Raw genomic sequence first — 17,917 nt, 5'->3', positions numbered from 1 at the left:
CTCTTCTGCTTGGGCCTGCGCCTAATGCTTGCTGCCCCGCCCCCCATCCGATACACGGACCTCGACCAAAAGCGAAGGGGTCCAGACCATGGCCAATGATAAACCCGCCCGCCGCCCGCGCGCCGAGACGCCAAAAGGCTTTCGCGACTATTTCGGCGCCGAGGTGACCGAGCGCAAGGCGATGCTTGATGCCATCACCGGCGTCTATCACCGCTATGGCTTTGACCCTTTGGAAACCTCGGCCGTGGAAACCGTCGAGGCTTTGGGCAAATTTCTGCCCGATGTCGACCGCCCCAATGCTGGCGTCTTTGGCTGGCAGGAGGAAGATGCCGATTGGCTGGCGCTGCGCTATGATCTGACCGCGCCCTTGGCGCGGGTGGCCGCGCAATATCGCAATGATCTGCCCAGCCCCTATCGGCGCTATGCCATGGGCCCGGTCTGGCGCAATGAAAAGCCCGGTCCTGGCCGGTTTCGCCAGTTTTATCAATGCGATGCTGATACGGTTGGCGCAAGCTCTGTCGCCGCTGACGCCGAGATCTGCGCCATGCTGTCGGATGCCCTTGAAGTCGTTGGCATTCCGCGCGGCGATTATGTGGTCAAGATCAACAACCGCAAGGTGCTGAACGGCGTGATGGAAGTGGCGGGGGTGCTTGACCCCTCCGACCTCAGCAAGTTTGAAGACGAACGCGGCATCGTGTTGCGCGCGATTGATAAGATGGACCGTCTGGGCGAGGCCGGCGTGCGCGCCCTGCTGGGCGAGGGGCGGCTCGACGAAAGCGGCGATGTCACCGCAGGCGCAGGCCTGACCGAGGCGCAGGCCGATGTGGTGATGGGCTTTGTCTCTGCCAAGCGCGACAGCGGCGCGCAAACGGTGGCGCGGCTGCGCGAGCTGGTGGCGGCCTCGGCAATTGGGCTTGAGGGCGTGGACGAGTTGGAAACCATCGCAGCTTTGCTGGCGGCACAGGGCTACGGTTCTGATCGCATTGTGATCGATCCGGGCGTGGTGCGCGGGCTCGGCTATTACACCGGCCCCGTCTACGAGGCCGAGTTGACCTTTGAAATCTTGGATGAAAAGGGCCGTAAGCGGCAGTTTGGCTCGGTCGCGGGCGGCGGGCGCTATGACGATCTGGTCAAGCGTTTTACCGGTCAGGCCGTGCCTGCCACGGGGGTTTCCATTGGCGTTGACCGCCTGCTGGCCGCGCTGCGCGCCAAGGGGCGGGTGGGGGCCGAGGCTGCGGGTCCGGTGGTTGTCACCGTGATGGACCGCGACCGCATGGCCGATTACATGGCGATGGTGGGCGAGCTGCGCGCCGCAGGCATCCGCGCCGAGATGTATCTGGGCAACCCGAAAAACTTTGGCAACCAGTTGAAATACGCCGACAAACGCGGCGCGCCCATCGCGGTGATCCAAGGCGGCACCGAGGCCGAAGCCGGGGTGGTTATCTTGAAAGACCTGATCCTTGGCGCCAAAATCGCGCAATCGGCGACGCTGGAAGAATGGAAAGACCGCCCCGCGCAGGTGGAAGTGGCGCGCGCCGATCTGGTGGCTGCGGTGCAGCGGATGCTGGCGCAATGACCAAGCCCGCGATCCGTGCCGAAGCCGAGCGGCTGTTCGCGGCCTTTCAAGCCGCAGGGGCCGTCGCGGTCGAGGCCGATTTGCTGCTGCCCGCCGAGACTTTGCTGGACCTTTACGGCGAAGACATCCGCGCGCGCGCCTATGTCACCTCGGACCCGTTGCAGGGCGAGATGATGCTGCGCCCCGATTTCACCGTGCCGGTGGTGCAAGCGCATATGGCTCATGGTGCGGATCCTGCGCGCTATTGCTATATGGGCGAGGTGTTTCGCAAGCAGGCGCATCTGGGCAATCGGGCCAGTGAATATTTGCAGGTTGGCTTCGAGGTCTTTGACCGCAGCGCGCCAGAGGCAGCGGATGCCGAAGTTTTTGCGCTGTTTTCTGGCATGTTGGCCGGTTTGGGCTTGCGCGCAGTCACCGGCGATATCGGCATTTTGATGGCGGCGGTGCGCGGATTGGACACCACCGCGCGGCGCAAGGCGGCGCTGTTGCGTCACATCTGGCGGCCCAAGCGGTTTCGCGCCCTGCTGGACCGCTTTGCCGGCCGCGAGGCCTTGCCTGCGGCGCGGGCGGGCTTGCTTGCGCGTCTGGCGCAAGGCTCGCCCGAGGATTTGATCGCCCAAGCCGGCGGCTTTGTGGGCCTGCGCGGCGCGGATGAGATTGCCGCACGCGCGCAAGCGCTGATCGAGGATGCCGAGGCCGCCCCGATCAAGGCCCCCGAGGCGGCCTTGCTTTATGATCTTTTGGGCCTGCAAGCGCCTGCGCGCGCAGCCCTTGCGCATCTGCGCGGCATCACCCCGATGCTGCCCGCGATTCTGCCTGCGGTGGACCGCTTTGAAACCCGACTTGAGGCGCTGGCTGCGCGTGGCATCGCGGTTGAAGGCTTGGCCTTTGAAGCCAGCCTTGGCCGCACCTCGATGGAATATTACGACGGTTTTGTGTTTTCCTTTCATGGCCCTAACGCCGAGCCACCGATTGCCAGCGGTGGGCGCTATGACGCGCTGACGGCGGTGCTGGGGCAGGGGCGCTCTATTCCGGCGGTGGGGGGGATCATTCGCCCGCATTTGGTCGCGGCTTTGCGGGGGGCGATGTGATGCTGAAAATCGGTGTGCCCTCGAAGGGGCGGTTGATGGAAAAGACCTTCGACTGGTTCGGCGCGCGCGGTGTGACCATGCGCCAAACCGGGGCCGAGCGGGAATATTCCGGCGCGGTTGACGGCGTTGAAGGGGTCGAGCTGGTGCTGCTGTCTGCCGGCGAGATTCCGCGCGAATTGGCCGCAGGGCGGATCCATCTGGGGGTGACCGGCAGTGATCTGGTGCGCGACAAGCTGGCCGATTGGGACATGCAGGTGGCCGAGCTGGCAAAGCTGGGCTTTGGCCATGCCGATCTGATTCTGGCGGTGCCCAGCGTTTGGATTGATGTCGATACGCTGGATGATCTGGACGCAGCGGCGGCGGCCTTTCGCGCGCGTCACGGCTTTCGGCTGCGCATTGCCACCAAATACCACCGCTTGGTGCGCGAGTTTCTGACCGCCAACGGCGTCGCCGATTATCAGCTGGTCGACAGCCAAGGCGCGACCGAAGGCACGGTCAAAAACCTGACCGCCGAGGCCGTGGCCGACATCACTTCGACCGGCGAAACCCTGCGGGCGAACCATCTGAAAATACTGTCGGATTCGGTGATCCACCGCTCGCAAGCCACGCTGTTTGCGGCGCGGGCTGCGGATTGGTCGCAGGCGGGGGCTGGGCTTGCGGCGCTGTGTGAAAAGCTGGGGCTTACACCGCCTGCACTTTAGGTTTGCGGCTGACCAAGGCCACGCCCAGACCTGCCAGCGCCATGCCTGCCCAAGCCAAGGGCGGCACAGCTTCGCCCAGCAGGGGCCAGGCAAAAACCGCCGAAAGCGCTGGCACAAGGTAGAACAGCGACGAGACCTTTGACACCGCCCCCGCGCGGATCATCGCCAGCAGCAGCGACATCGCCAGCAGCGAATTGCCGATCACCAGATAGGCCAGCACGGCGACAAAGGTCGGGGTCCAATCCACCGCCATGCCCTCGGTCGCCCAAGCCGCTGGCAGGGTAAAGGCCGCGCCCACCGCATATTGAATAAGATTGGCGCTGATCGGATGATGCGTGACGCCAAAGCGTTTTTCATAAAGCGTGCCCGCCGTGATGCCAAAAAGCGCCAGCACCGTGCAGAGAATACCGGTCAGATTTTCCGCACTTAGCCCCGAGCGCGCAAGGATCACCGTCAGCGCCCCCGCAAGCCCCAGCGCAAGGCCGATCCAGCCCGTGCGCGTGATCTTTTCGCCCACCAGCTTTGGCGCCGACAGCGCCACAAGGATCGGCTGCAAACACACGATGATCGATACCGTCCCCGCCGAGACGCCAGATTTAAAGGCGACGTAGCACAGGCCGAAATAGGCGACTTGGATCAGAAATCCGACCACTGCGATGTCGATCACCCCGCGCAGGGTTTTCGGCATCGGCGGGCGCAGGATCAGCGCCAAGGGGATCAAAAGCGCCAGCACACAGACATAGCGCAGCGCCAAAAGAGTTAAGGGTTCGGCATGTTGCAGGCCAAGCTTGGCAATGCCAAAGCCTGCCGACCACAGCAGCAGAAAGATCACGGGGGCGGCGGCAAGCCAGAGCGGGCGTTTTGTCATCGCCGAGTTGTGGCTCGCCATGCTGCAAAAGGAAAGCGCCAAGATGCCCGCGCGGCCATGCTTTAGTGTAGCCCGATCTCGGCCAAGGCTTGGGCAAGGGCTGCGGGCAGGGTGTCGTCTTGGGCGCGGGTCTTGGGCAGATCGCGCGGTGATTCGGCTGCCGTAAGGTAGCGCCAGCCCTGAAACGGGCGGCGGGCGGCAGGTTCCGTGCGGATCACGGCTGCCTCCAGCACCAAAGCGCAGCGCGCAATCCCATCAGAGCCGCGCCGCTCGGCCAGCCCCAAAATGCGCTGCCGCGCCTGAATGCTGCCTTTGATCACCCAGTAAAGCGAGCCGCCGTCCAGCAATTCTTCGCTTCGTTTCGGCCACATACGCGTGATATGTTCGGTGGTGCCCGGCGTCCAGACATGGGCATGCGCGCGGTGCCAATCGGTCAGATCTTCGACGCTATCTGCTCCAACGCATAGTTTTAGTATATTCAGATCGCCCATGATTCCCCTCGGGTTAGAAATGGTAGAATAGGCCTAAATCTGGTAGGCTCAAGACTTGCCGACGCAGGGTGTTGGGGCTATGTAGTCACTCTTCCTGAGATAGTCTGCTGTTTTCGCCGCTGTCTTTTCATGCCCTGACACCTGAAGGAACGTCCTATGTCGCGCTTTTCCGCCCCCATCGCCGAACAGATTTGGGATATGAAGTACCGTCTGAAAGCACAAGATGGGACGGCGATTGACGCCAGTGTTGAAGACAGCTGGCGGCGCGTGGCACGGGCTTTGGCTGTGGTGGAAAAAGAGCCAGCGGTTTGGGAAGAGCGGTTTTACAAAGCGTTGGAAGGCTTTAAATACCTGCCAGCAGGTCGGATTGCAGCGGGTGCTGGCACCGGGCGTAATGTCACGCTGTTCAACTGCTTTGTGATGGGCACGGTTCCCGACAATATGGGCGGGATCTTTGACGGGCTGAAAGAGGCCGCGCTGACCATGCAGCAAGGCGGCGGCATCGGCTATGACTTCAGCACCATCCGCCCGCGCGGCGCCGAGGTGAAGGGCGTGGCGGCAGACGCCTCTGGCCCCTTGTCGTTCATGGATGTTTGGGATGCGATGTGCCGCACCATCATGTCGGCAGGCTCGCGCCGCGGTGCGATGATGGCGACGATGCGCTGCGATCACCCCGATGTTGAAGCCTTTATCGAGGCCAAGAAAGACGCAGCCCGCCTGCGCATGTTCAACCTGTCTGTGCTGATCACCGACCCCTTCATGGCAGCGGTCAAGGCTGATGGCCCATGGGAGCTGGTGTTTGGCGGCCGCGTCTACAAGACCCTGCAAGCGCGCGATCTGTGGAATAAGATCATGCGCAACACCTATGATTTTGCCGAACCGGGCGTGATCTTCATTGACCGGATCAACACTGCCAACAACCTCAGCTACTGCGAAACCATCGCCGCGACCAACCCTTGCGGCGAGCAGCCATTGCCACCCTATGGCGCTTGCTTGCTGGGTTCGATCAATATGCCAACCTTGGTGACGGGCGCCTTTGGGCCGGATGCCAAGCTTGACCTTGACGCGCTGGATGATCTGGTGCGCGTTGCGGTGCGGATGATGGATAACGTCGTCGATGCCAGCCGCTTCCCGCTGCCCGAACAGCAGGCCGAAGCCCGCGCCAAGCGCCGCATTGGTCTGGGGGTCACCGGTCTTGCCGATGCCTTGCTGATGCTGGGCCAGCGCTATGGCTCGGTCGAGGCTGCCGCACAGACCGAAGCCTGGATGCATGCCATCGCGCGCGCCTCGTATCTGGCCTCGGTTGATCTGGCGAAAGAAAAAGGCGCCTTCCCGCTGTTCGAGGCAGATGCCTATCTGGCTGCGGGCAATATGATGAATATGGACGAGGATGTGCGCGCAGAAATCCGCACCCACGGCATTCGCAACGCGCTTTTGACCTCGATCGCGCCAACCGGCACCATCAGCCTTTACGCGGGCAATGTCTCGAGCGGTATCGAGCCAGTGTTTGCCTATGCCTATAAGCGCAAGGTTCTGCAAAAAGACGGCTCGCGCACCGAAGAAGAGGTCGTCGATTACGCCGTGCGGCTGTGGCGCGAGCTGAAGGGCGATACCGCATTGCCCGATTACTTTGTCAACGCCCAGACCCTGCCACCGCTGGACCATGTGCGGATGCAGGCTGCCGCGCAAAAATGGATCGATAGTTCGATCTCGAAAACCATCAACTGCCCGGAAGACATCAGCTTTGACGAGTTCAAAGAGGTCTATATGGCCGCTTGGGATCAGGGCTGCAAAGGCTGCACCACCTATCGCCCGAATGCAGTGACGGGGTCGGTTCTGACCGTGTCAGAGGCCGAAGACAAATCGCCTGCCGAGGCGCATGCGTCGTTGGAGGGCGGGGAAGTCGTTTACCTGACCGAACCTTTGGACCGCCCTGCCTCGCTTGAAGGCAATACCTATAAGGTGAAATGGCCAGGCTCCGAGCATGCGCTTTACATCACCATCAACGACATCATCATCTCGGGGCATCGCCGCCCGTTTGAAGTGTTCATCAACTCGAAGAACATGGAGCATTTCGCTTGGACCGTGGCGCTGACGCGGATGATCTCGGCGGTATTCCGGCGCGGCGGTGATATCTCCTTTGTGGTGGAAGAGCTGAAAGCCGTGTTCGACCCACGCGGCGGCGCTTGGATGAACGGGAAATACATCCCCTCGATTCTGGCCGCCATCGGTGGCGTGATCGAACAGCATCTGGTCGCGATTGGCTTTATCGAAGGCGAAGGCATGGGCCTGAAATCTGATCCACAGGCCGAAGTCATCGCGCTTGGCAGCGCGCCGCGCGGCAAAGCCTGCCCAAGCTGCGGCGAGTTCGGGTTGCGCATGGTCGAAGGCTGCATGACCTGCGGCTCTTGCGGCCATTCGAAATGCGGCTAAGGCGGTAGAGCTTTCGGCTTCAGGGTGACGTCTGACATCAGAAGCCCGTTTTTGCGAAAAAAGACGGGTTTTTGGATGTCGGGCTAAGTGCCTATGCGCTTATTAAAAAGAGCGGGTCGTTCTCAGGAACGCCCGCTCTGTTTCGTTTAGGGTGGTCTGTTTCAGCAGAACTCGGCCTCTGCCGTGATGTAAAATTCGGCAGGCCCAAACCCTGTTTTGCCAACAAATAGGGGGCCCTCAGGCCCCCCAATGATTTATTGGTCTTTGTAGTTTACCGACTTTTTGTCACTGTCGGGCGCGGTTTTTTGGCGGCGCACGATCAGCTTGTTCAGCGCGTTGACATAGGCTTTGACGCTGGCGACGATGGTGTCGGTATCGGCCGATTGTCCGGTGACGATGCGGCCGTCTTCTTCCATCCGCACCGAAACCGTGGCTTGGGCGTCGGTGCCTTCGGTGACAGCGCTGACCTGATAAAGCTGCAAGCGCGCCTCATGCGGGAACAGCATCTTGACGCAGTTGAAGGCGGCATCCACGGGGCCGTCGCCGGTGGCATCAATCGCATGATCGACGCCGTCGATGGTCAAGGTCAGCTCGGCCTCTTGTGGGCCATCGGTGCCGCAGACCACCCGCAGTCGTTTGACCTGTAGGGTGTCATGTGCCTCCATCGTGGCCTCATCGGCAATCAACGCGACCAGATCGTCGTCATAGACCTCTTTCTTGCGGTCGGCCAAAGCCTTAAAGCGCACGAAGACGTCGTTCAGCTGATTGTCGGCCAGCTCGTAGCCCAATTCGTGCAGCTTGGAGCGCAGCGCCGCGCGGCCCGAATGCTTGCCCATCGCGATGTTTTTCTGATGCAAGCCGATGTCTTCTGGCCGCATGATCTCGAAGGTTTCGACATTCTTCAGCACGCCGTCTTGGTGAATGCCGCTTTCGTGCAAAAACGCGTTCTTGCCGACGATGGCCTTGTTGAACTGCACCGCAAAGCCCGAAACGGTGGCGACGCGGCGCGACAGGTTCATGATCTTGGTGGTGTCGATGCCGGTGCGGTAGGGCATGATGTCATTGCGCACCTTCATCGCCATCACCACCTCTTCCAGCGCGGTGTTGCCGGCACGCTCGCCCAAGCCGTTGATGGTGCATTCGATTTGGCGCGCGCCTGCATCCACTGCGGCAAGCGCGTTGGCGGTCGCCATGCCCAGATCGTTGTGGCAATGGGTGGCAAAGATGATCTTATCGGCCCCCGGCACCCGTTCCAGCAACATCCGGATCAGCGCCGCACTTTCGCGCGGGGCGGTATAGCCCACGGTGTCGGGAATGTTGATGGTGGTGGCGCCGGCCTTGATCGCGATTTCGACAACGCGGCAGAGATAATCGTGTTCGGTGCGGGTGGCATCCATTGGCGACCATTGCACGTTGTCACACAGATTGCGCGCATGGGTCACGGTGTCATGGATGCGCTGGGCCATTTGATCCATATCCAGATTGGGAATGGCGCGGTGCAGCGGCGAGGTGCCGATAAAGGTATGGATGCGCGGCGAGGGCGCGTGTTTCACGGCCTCCCAGCAGCGGTCAATGTCTTTGTAATTGGCGCGGGCAAGGCCGCAGATCGTCGAGTTCTTGGCGCGCTTGGCAATCTCGGCCACGGCGGCGAAATCGCCTTCCGAGGCAATCGGAAAGCCCGCTTCGATCACATCGACGCCCATTTCATCCAGCAGGCCCGCGATTTCAAGCTTTTCATCATGGGTCATGGTTGCGCCGGGCGATTGTTCGCCGTCGCGCAGGGTGGTGTCAAAAATCATCACGCGGGGTTGCGAGGAAGTGGTCATCTGGGAAATCCTTGGAAAGTTTTGCTTGGGGTTTGGGCGCTGTTCCCTTCCGAGCGGTCGCGCCCCAAGGCACGCTCAGAAGCGCGTAAGAAGCAGCAGCAGCCCAAGCGCCAAAGGCATGAAAACGCCAAGCGCCAAAGCGGCGTTCGGGGCAGTCAGGCTGATGGCTTTGCTGTTCATGGTGGCGACTATAAGCAGGATTTCTGCCAAGGGAAGGGGGTTTTGTAAAAAACCTAACGACCAAGGGCCGGACTTGGGGGCATCGAGCCCCCGCGTCCGGCTGCTGCCGCGCAACAGCCTTGCACGGGGGCGTGGGCGGGCTAGGTAAGGCGCAAGGATAGGGGAGGCGTAAGGCATGCGGTCTTTGGTGATTGGGGCGTCTGGTGGTATTGGGGCGGCGCTGGTGCAGGCGCTCTCCGCTCAGGGCGAGGTGGTGGCGCTGTCGCGCAGCGCTGACGGTTTGGACATCACCGATGAGGCCTCGGTGGCCCGGCTGATGGGTGCGCTGGAGCCGAGTTTTGAGCGCATTGTCATCGCCACCGGCGCGCTGGCGGGGCCGGGGCAGGCGCCCGAGAAATCGCTGCGCGCGTTGAATGCGGGGCAGATCGCGGCGCAGTTTGCGCTGAATGCGATGGGGCCCGCTCTTGTGGTGAAACACGCGCTGCGGCTGTTGCCGCGCGACCGCCCTGCGCAGCTTGGGGTGTTGTCAGCGCGAGTGGGGTCGATTGGCGACAATGCTTTGGGGGGGTGGTATTCCTATCGCGCGTCAAAGGCGGCGTTGAACCAGATGATCCACACCGCCTCGATTGAAATCGCGCGCAGCCATCCGCTGGCGGTGGTTGCCTGCCTGCATCCGGGCACGGTCGCCACCAATTTCACCGCCGATTATGCCGCTGAAAAAGTCACCCCTGCCGTTGCCGCCGATCGACTGCTGAGGGTGTTAGCAGGACTGACGCCGAGCCAAAGCGGCGGGTTTTACGATTGGGCCGGGCGGGTGATCGTTTGGTAGGTTTGGGCTAAGGCGTGCCAGTGCCAGTGCCAGTGCCAGCCTCAGCGGCGGGCGCGTCAGGGCTTTGCGGCTCTGGTGCTGGCACTGTCGCAGGCGCGGGCGTAGGGGCAGGGTCTGGCGCGGGTGTAGGGGCTGGTCCGACCAGAACCCCCGCTTTCCAGATCCCTTCCGAGACATCGCCCTTGGCCTTATAAGTCAGCTTGCCTAGACCCTCGCGCTTGCCGCTGACAAAGCCGCCCTCATAAATATCGCCATTGGGATAGACCGCACGGCCTTGGCCCGAGATCTCTCCGCCAAGCCAATCACCCTCGTAGCGAAAGCCGTCGGGCTGTTCTAACAGGCCCTTACCCTCGCGCTTGCCGGCGACAAAGCTGCCGCTATAGCGGCTGCCATCGGCCCAAATGCCTAGGCCCTGGCCCTCACGCAGGCCCGCCTTCCATGCGCCTTCATAGCGAAAGCCGTCGGGATAGGTCATCGTGCCAATGCCTTCGGGTCTGGCCGAGACAAAGCTGCCCTCATAGGCGGTGCCATTGGGATAGGCGGCCTTACCAGAGCCCGTGATCGCCCCACCTTGCCATGTGCCTTCGTAGAAGCTGCCATCGGCATAGGTGATCTTGCCTATGCCATCGGGTTGGTCGGCCCGAAAACCGCCAGCATAGATCGCGCCGTCGGGGTAGCGCATCACACCTTCACCCTGCATCTGCCCCGCGACCCAAGCGCCGTCGTAGGTCGTGCCATCTTTGGCGGTAAACTTGCCCTGACCGTCGCGCTTATCTGCCTTGAAGCCCCCCTTGTAGACATCGCCATTGGCATAGCTGAGTGTGCCCTTCCCCGCGCGGAGGCCTTCGATGAAATCACCTTCGTAGACATCGCCATTGGGCTGGGTCAACTTGCCCAAGCCGTTGATCTGGCCGGCTTTCCATGCCCCCACATAGGTCAGGCCATTGGGCATGGTCAGACTGCCTTTGCCTTCTCGCGCGTTGTCGACCAAAGTGCCGTCATAGGTGGTGCCATCGGGATAGGTGATCTTGCCCAAGCCCTGCTTGGCCCCCAAGACCCAGTCGCCCTCGAAGCGATAGCCCGAGGCATCTGTCATCACGCCTTTGCCATCATGTACGCCGTCTTTGAAGCCGCCGCGATAGACCGCACCATTGGCATAGCGTGCCTCGCCTTCGCCGGTCATCTTGCCGTTCTGCCAGATGCCCTCATAGCTGCCGCCATCGCCAAAGGTGATCTTGCCGCGGCCCTGAGGCTTGCCTTCGGAAAACGCGCCCACATAGATCGAGCCGTTTGGATAGCGCGCGCGCCCCAATCCCTTGATCTCGCCCTTGACCCATTCGCCGCTGTATTCATAGCCGCTGGGTAGGGTGTAGGTGCCAGTGCCCTCTTGCACCCCGTCGACGAAGGTGCCGACATAAACCGAGCCGTCGTCATATTGCTTGGTCTGCACCGGCCCATAATCGCGGGCAGGGTCAAGCGCCGAGCGCGGCGCAGTCGCATCGAGCGGCGCTGCGCTGTCTTGCGCAAACAGCGCCGAGCCGCAGGCAAGCGAGAGGGCAACGGTAAATCCAAGGGTCTTGCGCATTCTGTATTCCTTCGTGTCGTGGCCATAGTATGCGCGGCGCAGGCCAGCTGACAAGCGCGCAGACCCAAACGCGCCATCCCAAGCCGATTGTGGCGCGCCGTCACCCTTTCCCTCACGCGCGAACCTGCTAGAACCCTTGCGAACCCTTTGACGGAGCCGCCCATGTCCGCCACCTTTCGCCTGACCTTGGCGCAGCTGAACCCCTCTGTCGGTGCGATCGAGGCCAATGCAGCGCTTGCCTATGACGCTTGGACCAAGGGTCAGGCGGCAGGGGCGCAGATGGTTGCGCTGACCGAGATGTTTATCACCGGCTATCAAACCCAAGATATGGTCATGAAGCCTGCGTTTTACACCGCAGCAATGGCGGCGATCAGCGCGCTTGCGCTGCGCATTGTCGATGGCCCCGCGCTGGGCATCGGGGGGCCTTGTCTGCAAAGCGGTCAGCTTTACAACGCCTATTACATTCTGGCTGAAGGCAAAATTGCCGCCACCGTGCTGAAACACGATCTGCCCAACGAGGGGGTTTTCGACGAAAAGCGCATCTTTGCAGCCTCGCCACCGCAGGGCCCCTACCGCATTGGCCCGCTGCGGATTGGCTCGCCGATCTGTGAAGACGCTTGGCACCCCGAAGTGGCCGAGACTTTGGCCGAATCTGGGGCGCAGATTCTGCTGGTGCCAAATGGCTCGCCCTATCACCGCGACAAGGCGGATGTGCGATCGGCGCTGATGGTGGCGCGGGTGGTCGAGACTGGGCTGCCGCTGGTCTATCTGAACATGATTGGCGGCCAAGACGATCAGGTCTTTGACGGCGGGTCTTTTGTGCTGAACCCCGGCGGCGCGCTGATGGCACAGCTGCCGCAGTTTCTGCCCGCCATTGCTCATATCGACTTTGTTGAAACCGATGACGGCTGGCGCGCGCTGCCCGCCGAAAAGGCCCTGCTGCCAGAGACTTACGAGGCTGACTATCACGCGATGGTGCTGTCTTTGCGCGATTATCTGGGCAAAACCGGCTTTAAAAAGGTGCTGCTGGGTCTGTCTGGCGGCATCGACAGCGCGCTTGTCGCAGCGATTGCCGCCGATGCGATTGGCCCACAGAATGTGCGCTGCGTGATGCTGCCGTCGCGCTATACCTCGCAGTCCAGCCTTGACGATGCCGCCGCTTGCGCCCGCGCGCTGGGCTGTCAGCTTGACACCGTGCAGATCTCGGCGCCGCAAGACGCGGCCACGGCGGCGCTGGCGCATCTGTTCCAAGACCGCCCCGCCGATGTCACCGAAGAAAACCTGCAATCGCGGCTGCGCGGCCTTTTGCTGATGGCGATGTCGAACAAATTTGGCGAGATGCTGCTGACCACGGGCAATAAATCCGAAATGGCGGTGGGCTATTGCACCATCTACGGCGATATGAACGGCGGTTATAACCCGCTGAAAGACCTTTATAAAACCCGCGTCTTCGAGACCTGCCGCTGGCGCAATGCCGCACACCGGCCTTGGATGCTTGCCCCTGCGGGCGAGGTGATCACGACGCGCATCATCGACAAACCCCCCAGCGCCGAGTTGCGCCCCGATCAAAAAGACGAAGACTCGCTGCCGCCCTATCCGGTGCTGGATGCCATCCTTGACGGGCTGGTTGACCGCGAAGCCTCGGTCGCGGATCTGGTGGCCGATGGCTTTGATCACGCGACTGTGATGCAAGTGCAGCATCTGCTCTACATCAGCGAATACAAACGCTTTCAATCTGCGCCCGGCACCCGCCTGACCCGCCGCGCCTTTTGGATGGATCGCCGCTATCCCATCGCTAACCGCTGGCGTGATCAGGGCTAGGCGTGCGCAAAGGCAGGGCGGGAAAGCCAGCCCTTGGCATAGTACGATGATACGAAAAACCCGCGTCGTGCGCGGCTATTCGGTAAATTCGACCTCGGTCTCAAACCGGCCAGTTTTGCCCGAATTTTTGTCGCGCAGGGTGGTTTCCAACACATAGGTGCCGGGGGTAATGCCGGTCAGCGTATAGGTCAGATTGGCCTGAAACTCGCGGTTCTTATAGCGCGAGGTCAGCGCCAGATTGGCGACATCGGCGACTTCGGCGATCATCTCGCCCATCGGGGTGGTGACGCGTAAATCTACTGCGAAATCAATCGTATAAAGCCCGTCTCCGCCCGACCCATAGCCAAAGCCATAGGGCTCGGCATAGATATAGACCGGCGCGCCCGACTTGAACTTATTGTCCGCGCGCGGATTATAAAGCCCAAAGCCCGGCGCAGGCTCGGCCACCAGCAAAGCGTCGTGCAACCCGATCTCGGGGCTGGCATCCCAGATTTGGCCCTGCAAATCGGCCGCCACCGCCAAGGCCCCTGCGGTATCGCCTAGGGCCAGCCGCTGCTCGGCCCGCGCGGCAAGATCACCCAAGGGCCCAGCCGCTGCCGCCCCGCCAAGGCCAACAGCCAGCAAAAGCCCTGATAAAACACGCGCCGCACAGAAGGTCATTGTTACGTCTATCCGTTCCCAAAGCGCCAGTCGCGCCGGTTTCGACGCCATACTAGGGGCAAATGCTGCAACTGTCCAAGTTTGAAAGCGCATCGCACCAACTGGACAAATCCCTGCCCATGTGACATCGATCCCTCGTTGCAGGAGAGCCATTTCATGACCGCCAGACCCACCATCACCCGTTTCGCCCCCTCGCCGACCGGATATATCCATGTCGGCAATCTGCGAACGGCGCTGATGAACTACCTGATCGCCCGTAAAAACAACGGCACCTTCATCCTGCGACTGGATGATACCGATCAGGAACGCTCCAAGCAGGAATATTCCGATGGCATCATGCAAGATCTGGAATGGCTGGGCCTGACATGGGATCGGGTTGAACGCCAATCGCTGCGCTTTGACCGCTATTACGAGGCCGCAGATCAGCTGCGCGCAGCAGGCCGGTTCTATGAATGCTTCGAGACCCCGGTCGAGCTGGACCTCAAGCGCAAAAAGCAACTCAACATGCACAAGCCGCCGGTCTATGACCGCGCCTCGCTGCGCCTGACCGAGGATGAAAAAGCCCAAGCCCGCGCCGAAGGCCGTGCCGGCTATTGGCGCTTTCAGCTGGATCTGCAGCGTATCGAATGGCCCGATGGCATTGTCGGCCCGATTTCAATCGACGCCGCCTCGGTCTCGGATCCGGTGCTGATCCGCGCCGATGGTCAGATCCTTTACACCTTCGCCTCTTCGGTCGATGACATCGACATGGGCGTCAGCTTTATCGTGCGCGGTGCCGACCATGTCACCAATACCGCAACGCAAATCCAGATCATGCAGGCGATGGGCGGCACCCCGCCGAATTTCGCGCATCACTCGCTGCTCACCGGTGCCAAGGGCGAAGAGCTGTCCAAACGTCTGGGCACCCTCAGCCTGCGCGACCTGCGCGCCCAAGGTGTGGAACCTATGGCGCTGTTGTCGCTGATGGCGCGGCTCGGCTCCTCGAAACCGGTCGAACTGGCAAGCTCGATGCAAGACCTGATCGACGGCTTTGACATCGGCGCTTTCGGGTCTGCCCCCACCAAATTCGACGCCGAAGACCTGTTCCCGCTGACCCGTGCGCATGTGCAAAGCCTGCCACTGCCGGCTGTCGCCGACCGCATCGCAGCCCTGGGTGTGCCCGCCGATCTTGCCGAAGCCTTCTGGGGTGTCGCGAAAGCAAACATCACCGTGCTCGCCGATCTTGAAGGCTGGTGGGCGCTGTTCCGCGATGGTGCAACCCCGGTTGTGGCCGAAGAAGACCGCGACTTCATCAAAGAAGCCTTCGCGCTGCTGCCCGAAGGCCGCTTCACCCAAACCACTTGGTCCGAATGGACCCAAGCGGTGAAAGAGGCCACCGGCCGTAAGGGCAAAACCCTGTTCCGCCCGCTTCGCCTTGCTGTCACCGGCCTTGATGCTGGCCCCGAAATGGCCGATGTGCTGCCGCTGTTGCAAAAACGCCCAAGCCTCTAAGGCCGGCTTTCATCTTGGCAAAAATATCCTGGGGGTCCGGGGGCAAAGCCCCCGGCCGCAGCGGCTAAACCAAGGCTGAAAGCACAACCCAGCCCGCAATCTCGCTCAACTGTTGCAGCGCACCCAAAACATCACCGCTCTGCCCACCAATCTGGCGCAGCGCCAGCAGTCCCAGCGCCAAACCTGCCACCGCCATCGCCAAAATCGCAAACGGTGCGCCAATCGCAAGCAATGCGCCAATCCCAACCGCCAAGGCAAAGCCCGCGCGCAACCCGTCGACCTCTGCCGCAGCCTTGCCCAAACCATCACTGCGCGCCGCTGGCATCAGTGCCAGCGCCAGCACCACCCCGGCACGGCTGGCCGCACCAAGCGCCAGCAGCGCCATTGCGGCAGCCACGCCGCTTTGCTCTGCCAAAATCGTCAGACCCTGCCAGCGCAGCCCAAGGCTTAACACCAAGGCCAGCGCGCCATAGCTGCCGATGCGGCTGTCGCGCATGATCTCTAACTTGCGCGCCCGGTCGCGCCCGCCGCCAAAGCCATCGGCGACATCGGCCAGCCCGTCTTCATGCAGCCCCCCCGTCGCCAAAACCCCCGCCAGCAGCGCAAGCCCTGCGGCCATTGTCGGGGCCACGCCCAGCGCCAATCCTGCCAGCAAAACCGCCGCCGACAGCGCCCCCACCAAGCCACCGACCAGCGGAAAGGCCCAAGCCGCAGCGCCCATCGCAGGCAGTACTGAGATCTGCCCCGCAGGCAGCCGCGTCAGCATCATCAGCGCCAGTTGCACCTCGCTCAGACGCGCGCGCGCAAGCCTCATGCCTCAGACACTCCGGCCTCGTCAAAGGTTGCCATGCCGTTGTGCACCGCCAGCGCACTGCGCAAAATCCCCAAGGCCAAGGCTGCCCCCGATCCTTCGCCCAAGCGCATGTCAAAGTCCAAGACCGCGCGTTTGTTCAATTCGGCCAACAGCTTGCGGTGCCCGGGTTCAGCCGAGCAATGGCCGACCAAACAGTGATCCAGCAGCCGCGCATCGGCGCGGTAAAGCGCCGAGGCCGCAGCAGTGCAGATAAACCCGTCCAAAATCACCGGAATCCGTGCCGCCCGTGCCGCCAGAACCGCGCCGCAGATCGCCGCCTGTTCGCGCCCGCCCAAGGCCGCCAGCACGCCCATCGCCGAAAGCCCCTGATGCCGCGCAAGCCCTGCTTCAATCGCCGCGATCTTACGCTTGATGCCCTCCGCATCCGACCCCGTGCCCGCGCCGACCCAAGCCGCAACCGCGCCACCAAACAGCGCGGCGGCCATCGCGGCTGCAACCGTCGAATTGCCGATCCCCATCTCGCCCAGGATCAGCACATCGGCGCGCGTGTCTACCGCATCCCAGCCGATTTGCAGCGCGGCCAGACAGTCTGCCTCGGTCATCGCGGGGGCGGTGGTGAAATCGGCGGTGGGGCGGTCAAGCTCAAGGGCTATGACCGAAAGCTGGGCACCATTGGCGCGACACAGCTGATTGATCGCAGCCCCGCCTGCCATGAAATTGCCGACCATCTGCGCGGTGACTTCTTGTGGGAACGGGTTGACGCCCTGCGCGCAAATGCCGTGATTTCCGGCAAAGATCACCGCTTGGGCAAGGGAAATCGTTGGCCGCGCCGTGCCGCGCCAGCCTGCCATAAACCCTGCCAATTCTTCCAGCCGCCCCAAAGATCCCGGCGGTTTGGTCAGGCTGTTTTGCCGCGCGGCTGCGGCGGCGACGGCCTCGGCGTTGACCATGGGCAGGGTTTCTGCAAGTCCGGCGATTTCGGCCAAAGAGGTAAACTTCATCTTACTTCACTTTCAACGGCAGGCCCGAGACAGCAAGGATGACCTCATCCGCCGCCGCTGCGACCCATTGGTTCAGGGTTCCGGCGGCGTCCCGAAAGGCGCGCGCCAAGGCATTGTCGGGCACGATGCCCAATCCGACTTCATTTGTTACAAACACAACCGGGCTTTTGTGCTGCGGCAGCTCTGCCAGCATCGCTTGTGCCGCACTGCGCCAATCGGCTTCGGCCAGCATCATATTGGTCAGCCACAGCGTCAGGCAATCCACAAGCCGCGGCCCCTTGCCATCCGAGGCCCGCAGCGCGCCCAAAAGATCCATCGGCTCGGTATAGGTCAGCCATTCCGGCCCGCGCCGCGCTTGGTGTTCGGCAATGCGCGCGCGCATTTCGTCATCCCAAGCCTGCGCCGTGGCGATATAGCCCGCAGGCCGCCCCATGTCCAAACACCGCGTCTCGGCGATCAGGCTTTTGCCCGAGCGCGCACCGCCAGTGACAAGAAGAAATTTCTGCATATCGGCCCTTGCTCCTTGTCGCTTGTCAAAGCAGAAACAACG

General features: G+C 62.1%; 15 protein-coding genes. 7 read left to right on the top strand and 8 right to left on the bottom strand.

Going from position 1 to position 17,917, the window contains the following annotated elements; genetic code table 11:
• Positions 1 to 88 precede the first annotated feature (88 nt).
• The 3 genes from hisS to hisG are packed head-to-tail and all read left to right on the top strand — an operon-like array spanning position 89 to position 3,368.
• A complete protein-coding gene (hisS, locus tag V7Q10_RS02590) occupies positions 89 to 1,576 on the top strand; it encodes a histidine--tRNA ligase (RefSeq protein ID WP_333867480.1) in 1,488 nt (495 codons plus the stop codon).
• A complete protein-coding gene (locus V7Q10_RS02585) occupies positions 1,573 to 2,667 on the top strand; it encodes an ATP phosphoribosyltransferase regulatory subunit (RefSeq protein ID WP_333867479.1) in 1,095 nt (364 codons plus the stop codon). The genes hisS and V7Q10_RS02585 overlap by 4 nt, the downstream gene beginning before the upstream one ends.
• A complete protein-coding gene (gene hisG, locus V7Q10_RS02580; protein ID WP_333867478.1) occupies positions 2,664 to 3,368 on the top strand; it encodes an ATP phosphoribosyltransferase in 705 nt (234 codons plus the stop codon). The genes V7Q10_RS02585 and hisG overlap by 4 nt, the downstream gene beginning before the upstream one ends.
• On the opposite strand, the gene V7Q10_RS02575 is transcribed toward hisG, so the two are convergent.
• Positions 3,349 to 4,236: a DMT family transporter gene (locus V7Q10_RS02575; RefSeq protein ID WP_333867477.1), complete on the bottom strand. Its 888-nt coding sequence runs from the start codon at positions 4,234 to 4,236 to the stop codon at positions 3,349 to 3,351. The genes hisG and V7Q10_RS02575 overlap by 20 nt on opposite strands.
• A gap of 62 nt (positions 4,237 to 4,298) precedes the next feature.
• Positions 4,299 to 4,727, bottom strand: a complete 429-nt coding sequence (locus V7Q10_RS02570; protein ID WP_333867476.1) for a DUF1489 family protein — start codon at positions 4,725 to 4,727, stop codon at positions 4,299 to 4,301.
• A 156-nt stretch (positions 4,728 to 4,883) separates the two neighbouring features.
• On the opposite strand from V7Q10_RS02570, the gene V7Q10_RS02565 reads away from it, so the two are divergent.
• On the top strand, positions 4,884 to 7,160 hold the full coding sequence (locus V7Q10_RS02565) for an adenosylcobalamin-dependent ribonucleoside-diphosphate reductase (protein ID WP_333867475.1): 2,277 nt from the start codon (positions 4,884 to 4,886) through the stop codon (positions 7,158 to 7,160).
• A gap of 254 nt (positions 7,161 to 7,414) precedes the next feature.
• On the opposite strand, the gene V7Q10_RS02560 is transcribed toward V7Q10_RS02565, so the two are convergent.
• The gene (locus V7Q10_RS02560; protein WP_333867474.1) at positions 7,415 to 8,986 is read right to left on the bottom strand and encodes a 2-isopropylmalate synthase; all 1,572 of its coding nucleotides are present in this window, start codon (positions 8,984 to 8,986) and stop codon (positions 7,415 to 7,417) included.
• 355 nt (positions 8,987 to 9,341) lie between these two features.
• Between V7Q10_RS02560 and V7Q10_RS02555 the strand changes: the two genes are divergently transcribed.
• A complete protein-coding gene (locus V7Q10_RS02555; RefSeq protein ID WP_333867473.1) occupies positions 9,342 to 9,995 on the top strand; it encodes an SDR family NAD(P)-dependent oxidoreductase in 654 nt (217 codons plus the stop codon).
• Between the two features lie 7 nt (positions 9,996 to 10,002).
• Here V7Q10_RS02555 and V7Q10_RS02550 read toward each other — a convergent pair whose 3' ends face one another.
• The gene (locus tag V7Q10_RS02550; protein ID WP_333867471.1) at positions 10,003 to 11,580 is read right to left on the bottom strand and encodes a 2-isopropylmalate synthase; all 1,578 of its coding nucleotides are present in this window, start codon (positions 11,578 to 11,580) and stop codon (positions 10,003 to 10,005) included.
• A 162-nt stretch (positions 11,581 to 11,742) separates the two neighbouring features.
• Here V7Q10_RS02550 and V7Q10_RS02545 point away from each other — a divergent pair, with 162 nt between their 5' ends.
• The gene (locus V7Q10_RS02545) at positions 11,743 to 13,401 is read left to right on the top strand and encodes an NAD+ synthase (protein WP_333867470.1); all 1,659 of its coding nucleotides are present in this window, start codon (positions 11,743 to 11,745) and stop codon (positions 13,399 to 13,401) included.
• 75 nt (positions 13,402 to 13,476) lie between these two features.
• Here V7Q10_RS02545 and V7Q10_RS02540 read toward each other — a convergent pair whose 3' ends face one another.
• Complete coding sequence (locus V7Q10_RS02540; protein ID WP_333867469.1) at positions 13,477 to 14,112, bottom strand: hypothetical protein; 636 nt, start codon at positions 14,110 to 14,112, stop codon at positions 13,477 to 13,479.
• Between the two features lie 105 nt (positions 14,113 to 14,217).
• Here V7Q10_RS02540 and gltX point away from each other — a divergent pair, with 105 nt between their 5' ends.
• A complete protein-coding gene (gltX, locus tag V7Q10_RS02535; protein ID WP_333867468.1) occupies positions 14,218 to 15,552 on the top strand; it encodes a glutamate--tRNA ligase in 1,335 nt (444 codons plus the stop codon).
• A 64-nt stretch (positions 15,553 to 15,616) separates the two neighbouring features.
• Here the strand turns inward: gltX and V7Q10_RS02530 are convergent, their stop codons facing one another.
• From V7Q10_RS02530 to cobU, 3 genes are read right to left on the bottom strand one after another with little or no spacing between them, the layout of a single operon-like run.
• Positions 15,617 to 16,366, bottom strand: coding sequence for an adenosylcobinamide-GDP ribazoletransferase (locus V7Q10_RS02530; RefSeq protein ID WP_333867467.1), 750 nt, complete (start codon positions 16,364 to 16,366; stop codon positions 15,617 to 15,619).
• Positions 16,363 to 17,367 carry a nicotinate-nucleotide--dimethylbenzimidazole phosphoribosyltransferase gene (gene cobT, locus V7Q10_RS02525; protein WP_333867466.1) on the bottom strand — a complete coding sequence of 335 codons (1,005 nt, stop codon included), beginning with the start codon at positions 17,365 to 17,367 and terminating at the stop codon, positions 16,363 to 16,365. The genes V7Q10_RS02530 and cobT overlap by 4 nt, the downstream gene beginning before the upstream one ends.
• 1 nt (position 17,368) lies before the next feature.
• A complete protein-coding gene (gene cobU / locus V7Q10_RS02520) occupies positions 17,369 to 17,875 on the bottom strand; it encodes a bifunctional adenosylcobinamide kinase/adenosylcobinamide-phosphate guanylyltransferase (RefSeq protein ID WP_333867465.1) in 507 nt (168 codons plus the stop codon).
• Positions 17,876 to 17,917: the final 42 nt, after the last annotated feature.

It is taken from the genome of Cypionkella sp., assembly GCF_036782355.1.
In the GTDB taxonomy this organism is placed as follows: Bacteria; Pseudomonadota; Alphaproteobacteria; order Rhodobacterales; family Rhodobacteraceae; genus Cypionkella.
This window is presented reverse-complemented; position numbering and strand designations above follow the sequence as displayed.

What these genes read in the sequence shown, in the direction of transcription:
- V7Q10_RS02565 (WP_333867475.1), top strand. Translation starts at nt 4,884, where the DNA reads ATGTCGCGCTTTTCCGCCCCCATCGCCGAACAGATTTGGGATATGAAG.
- cobT (WP_333867466.1), bottom strand. Translation starts at nt 17,367, where the DNA reads ATGAAGTTTACCTCTTTGGCCGAAATCGCCGGACTTGCAGAAACCCTG.
- V7Q10_RS02545 (WP_333867470.1), top strand. Translation starts at nt 11,743, where the DNA reads ATGTCCGCCACCTTTCGCCTGACCTTGGCGCAGCTGAACCCCTCTGTC.
- V7Q10_RS02570 (WP_333867476.1), bottom strand. Translation starts at nt 4,727, where the DNA reads ATGGGCGATCTGAATATACTAAAACTATGCGTTGGAGCAGATAGCGTC.
- hisS (WP_333867480.1), top strand. Translation starts at nt 89, where the DNA reads ATGGCCAATGATAAACCCGCCCGCCGCCCGCGCGCCGAGACGCCAAAA.
- V7Q10_RS02530 (WP_333867467.1), bottom strand. Translation starts at nt 16,366, where the DNA reads ATGAGGCTTGCGCGCGCGCGTCTGAGCGAGGTGCAACTGGCGCTGATG.
- V7Q10_RS02560 (WP_333867474.1), bottom strand. Translation starts at nt 8,986, where the DNA reads ATGACCACTTCCTCGCAACCCCGCGTGATGATTTTTGACACCACCCTG.
- V7Q10_RS02540 (WP_333867469.1), bottom strand. Translation starts at nt 14,112, where the DNA reads ATGGCGTCGAAACCGGCGCGACTGGCGCTTTGGGAACGGATAGACGTA.
- V7Q10_RS02585 (WP_333867479.1), top strand. Translation starts at nt 1,573, where the DNA reads ATGACCAAGCCCGCGATCCGTGCCGAAGCCGAGCGGCTGTTCGCGGCC.
- V7Q10_RS02550 (WP_333867471.1), bottom strand. Translation starts at nt 11,580, where the DNA reads ATGCGCAAGACCCTTGGATTTACCGTTGCCCTCTCGCTTGCCTGCGGC.
- gltX (WP_333867468.1), top strand. Translation starts at nt 14,218, where the DNA reads ATGACCGCCAGACCCACCATCACCCGTTTCGCCCCCTCGCCGACCGGA.
- cobU (WP_333867465.1), bottom strand. Translation starts at nt 17,875, where the DNA reads ATGCAGAAATTTCTTCTTGTCACTGGCGGTGCGCGCTCGGGCAAAAGC.
- V7Q10_RS02555 (WP_333867473.1), top strand. Translation starts at nt 9,342, where the DNA reads ATGCGGTCTTTGGTGATTGGGGCGTCTGGTGGTATTGGGGCGGCGCTG.
- V7Q10_RS02575 (WP_333867477.1), bottom strand. Translation starts at nt 4,236, where the DNA reads ATGACAAAACGCCCGCTCTGGCTTGCCGCCGCCCCCGTGATCTTTCTG.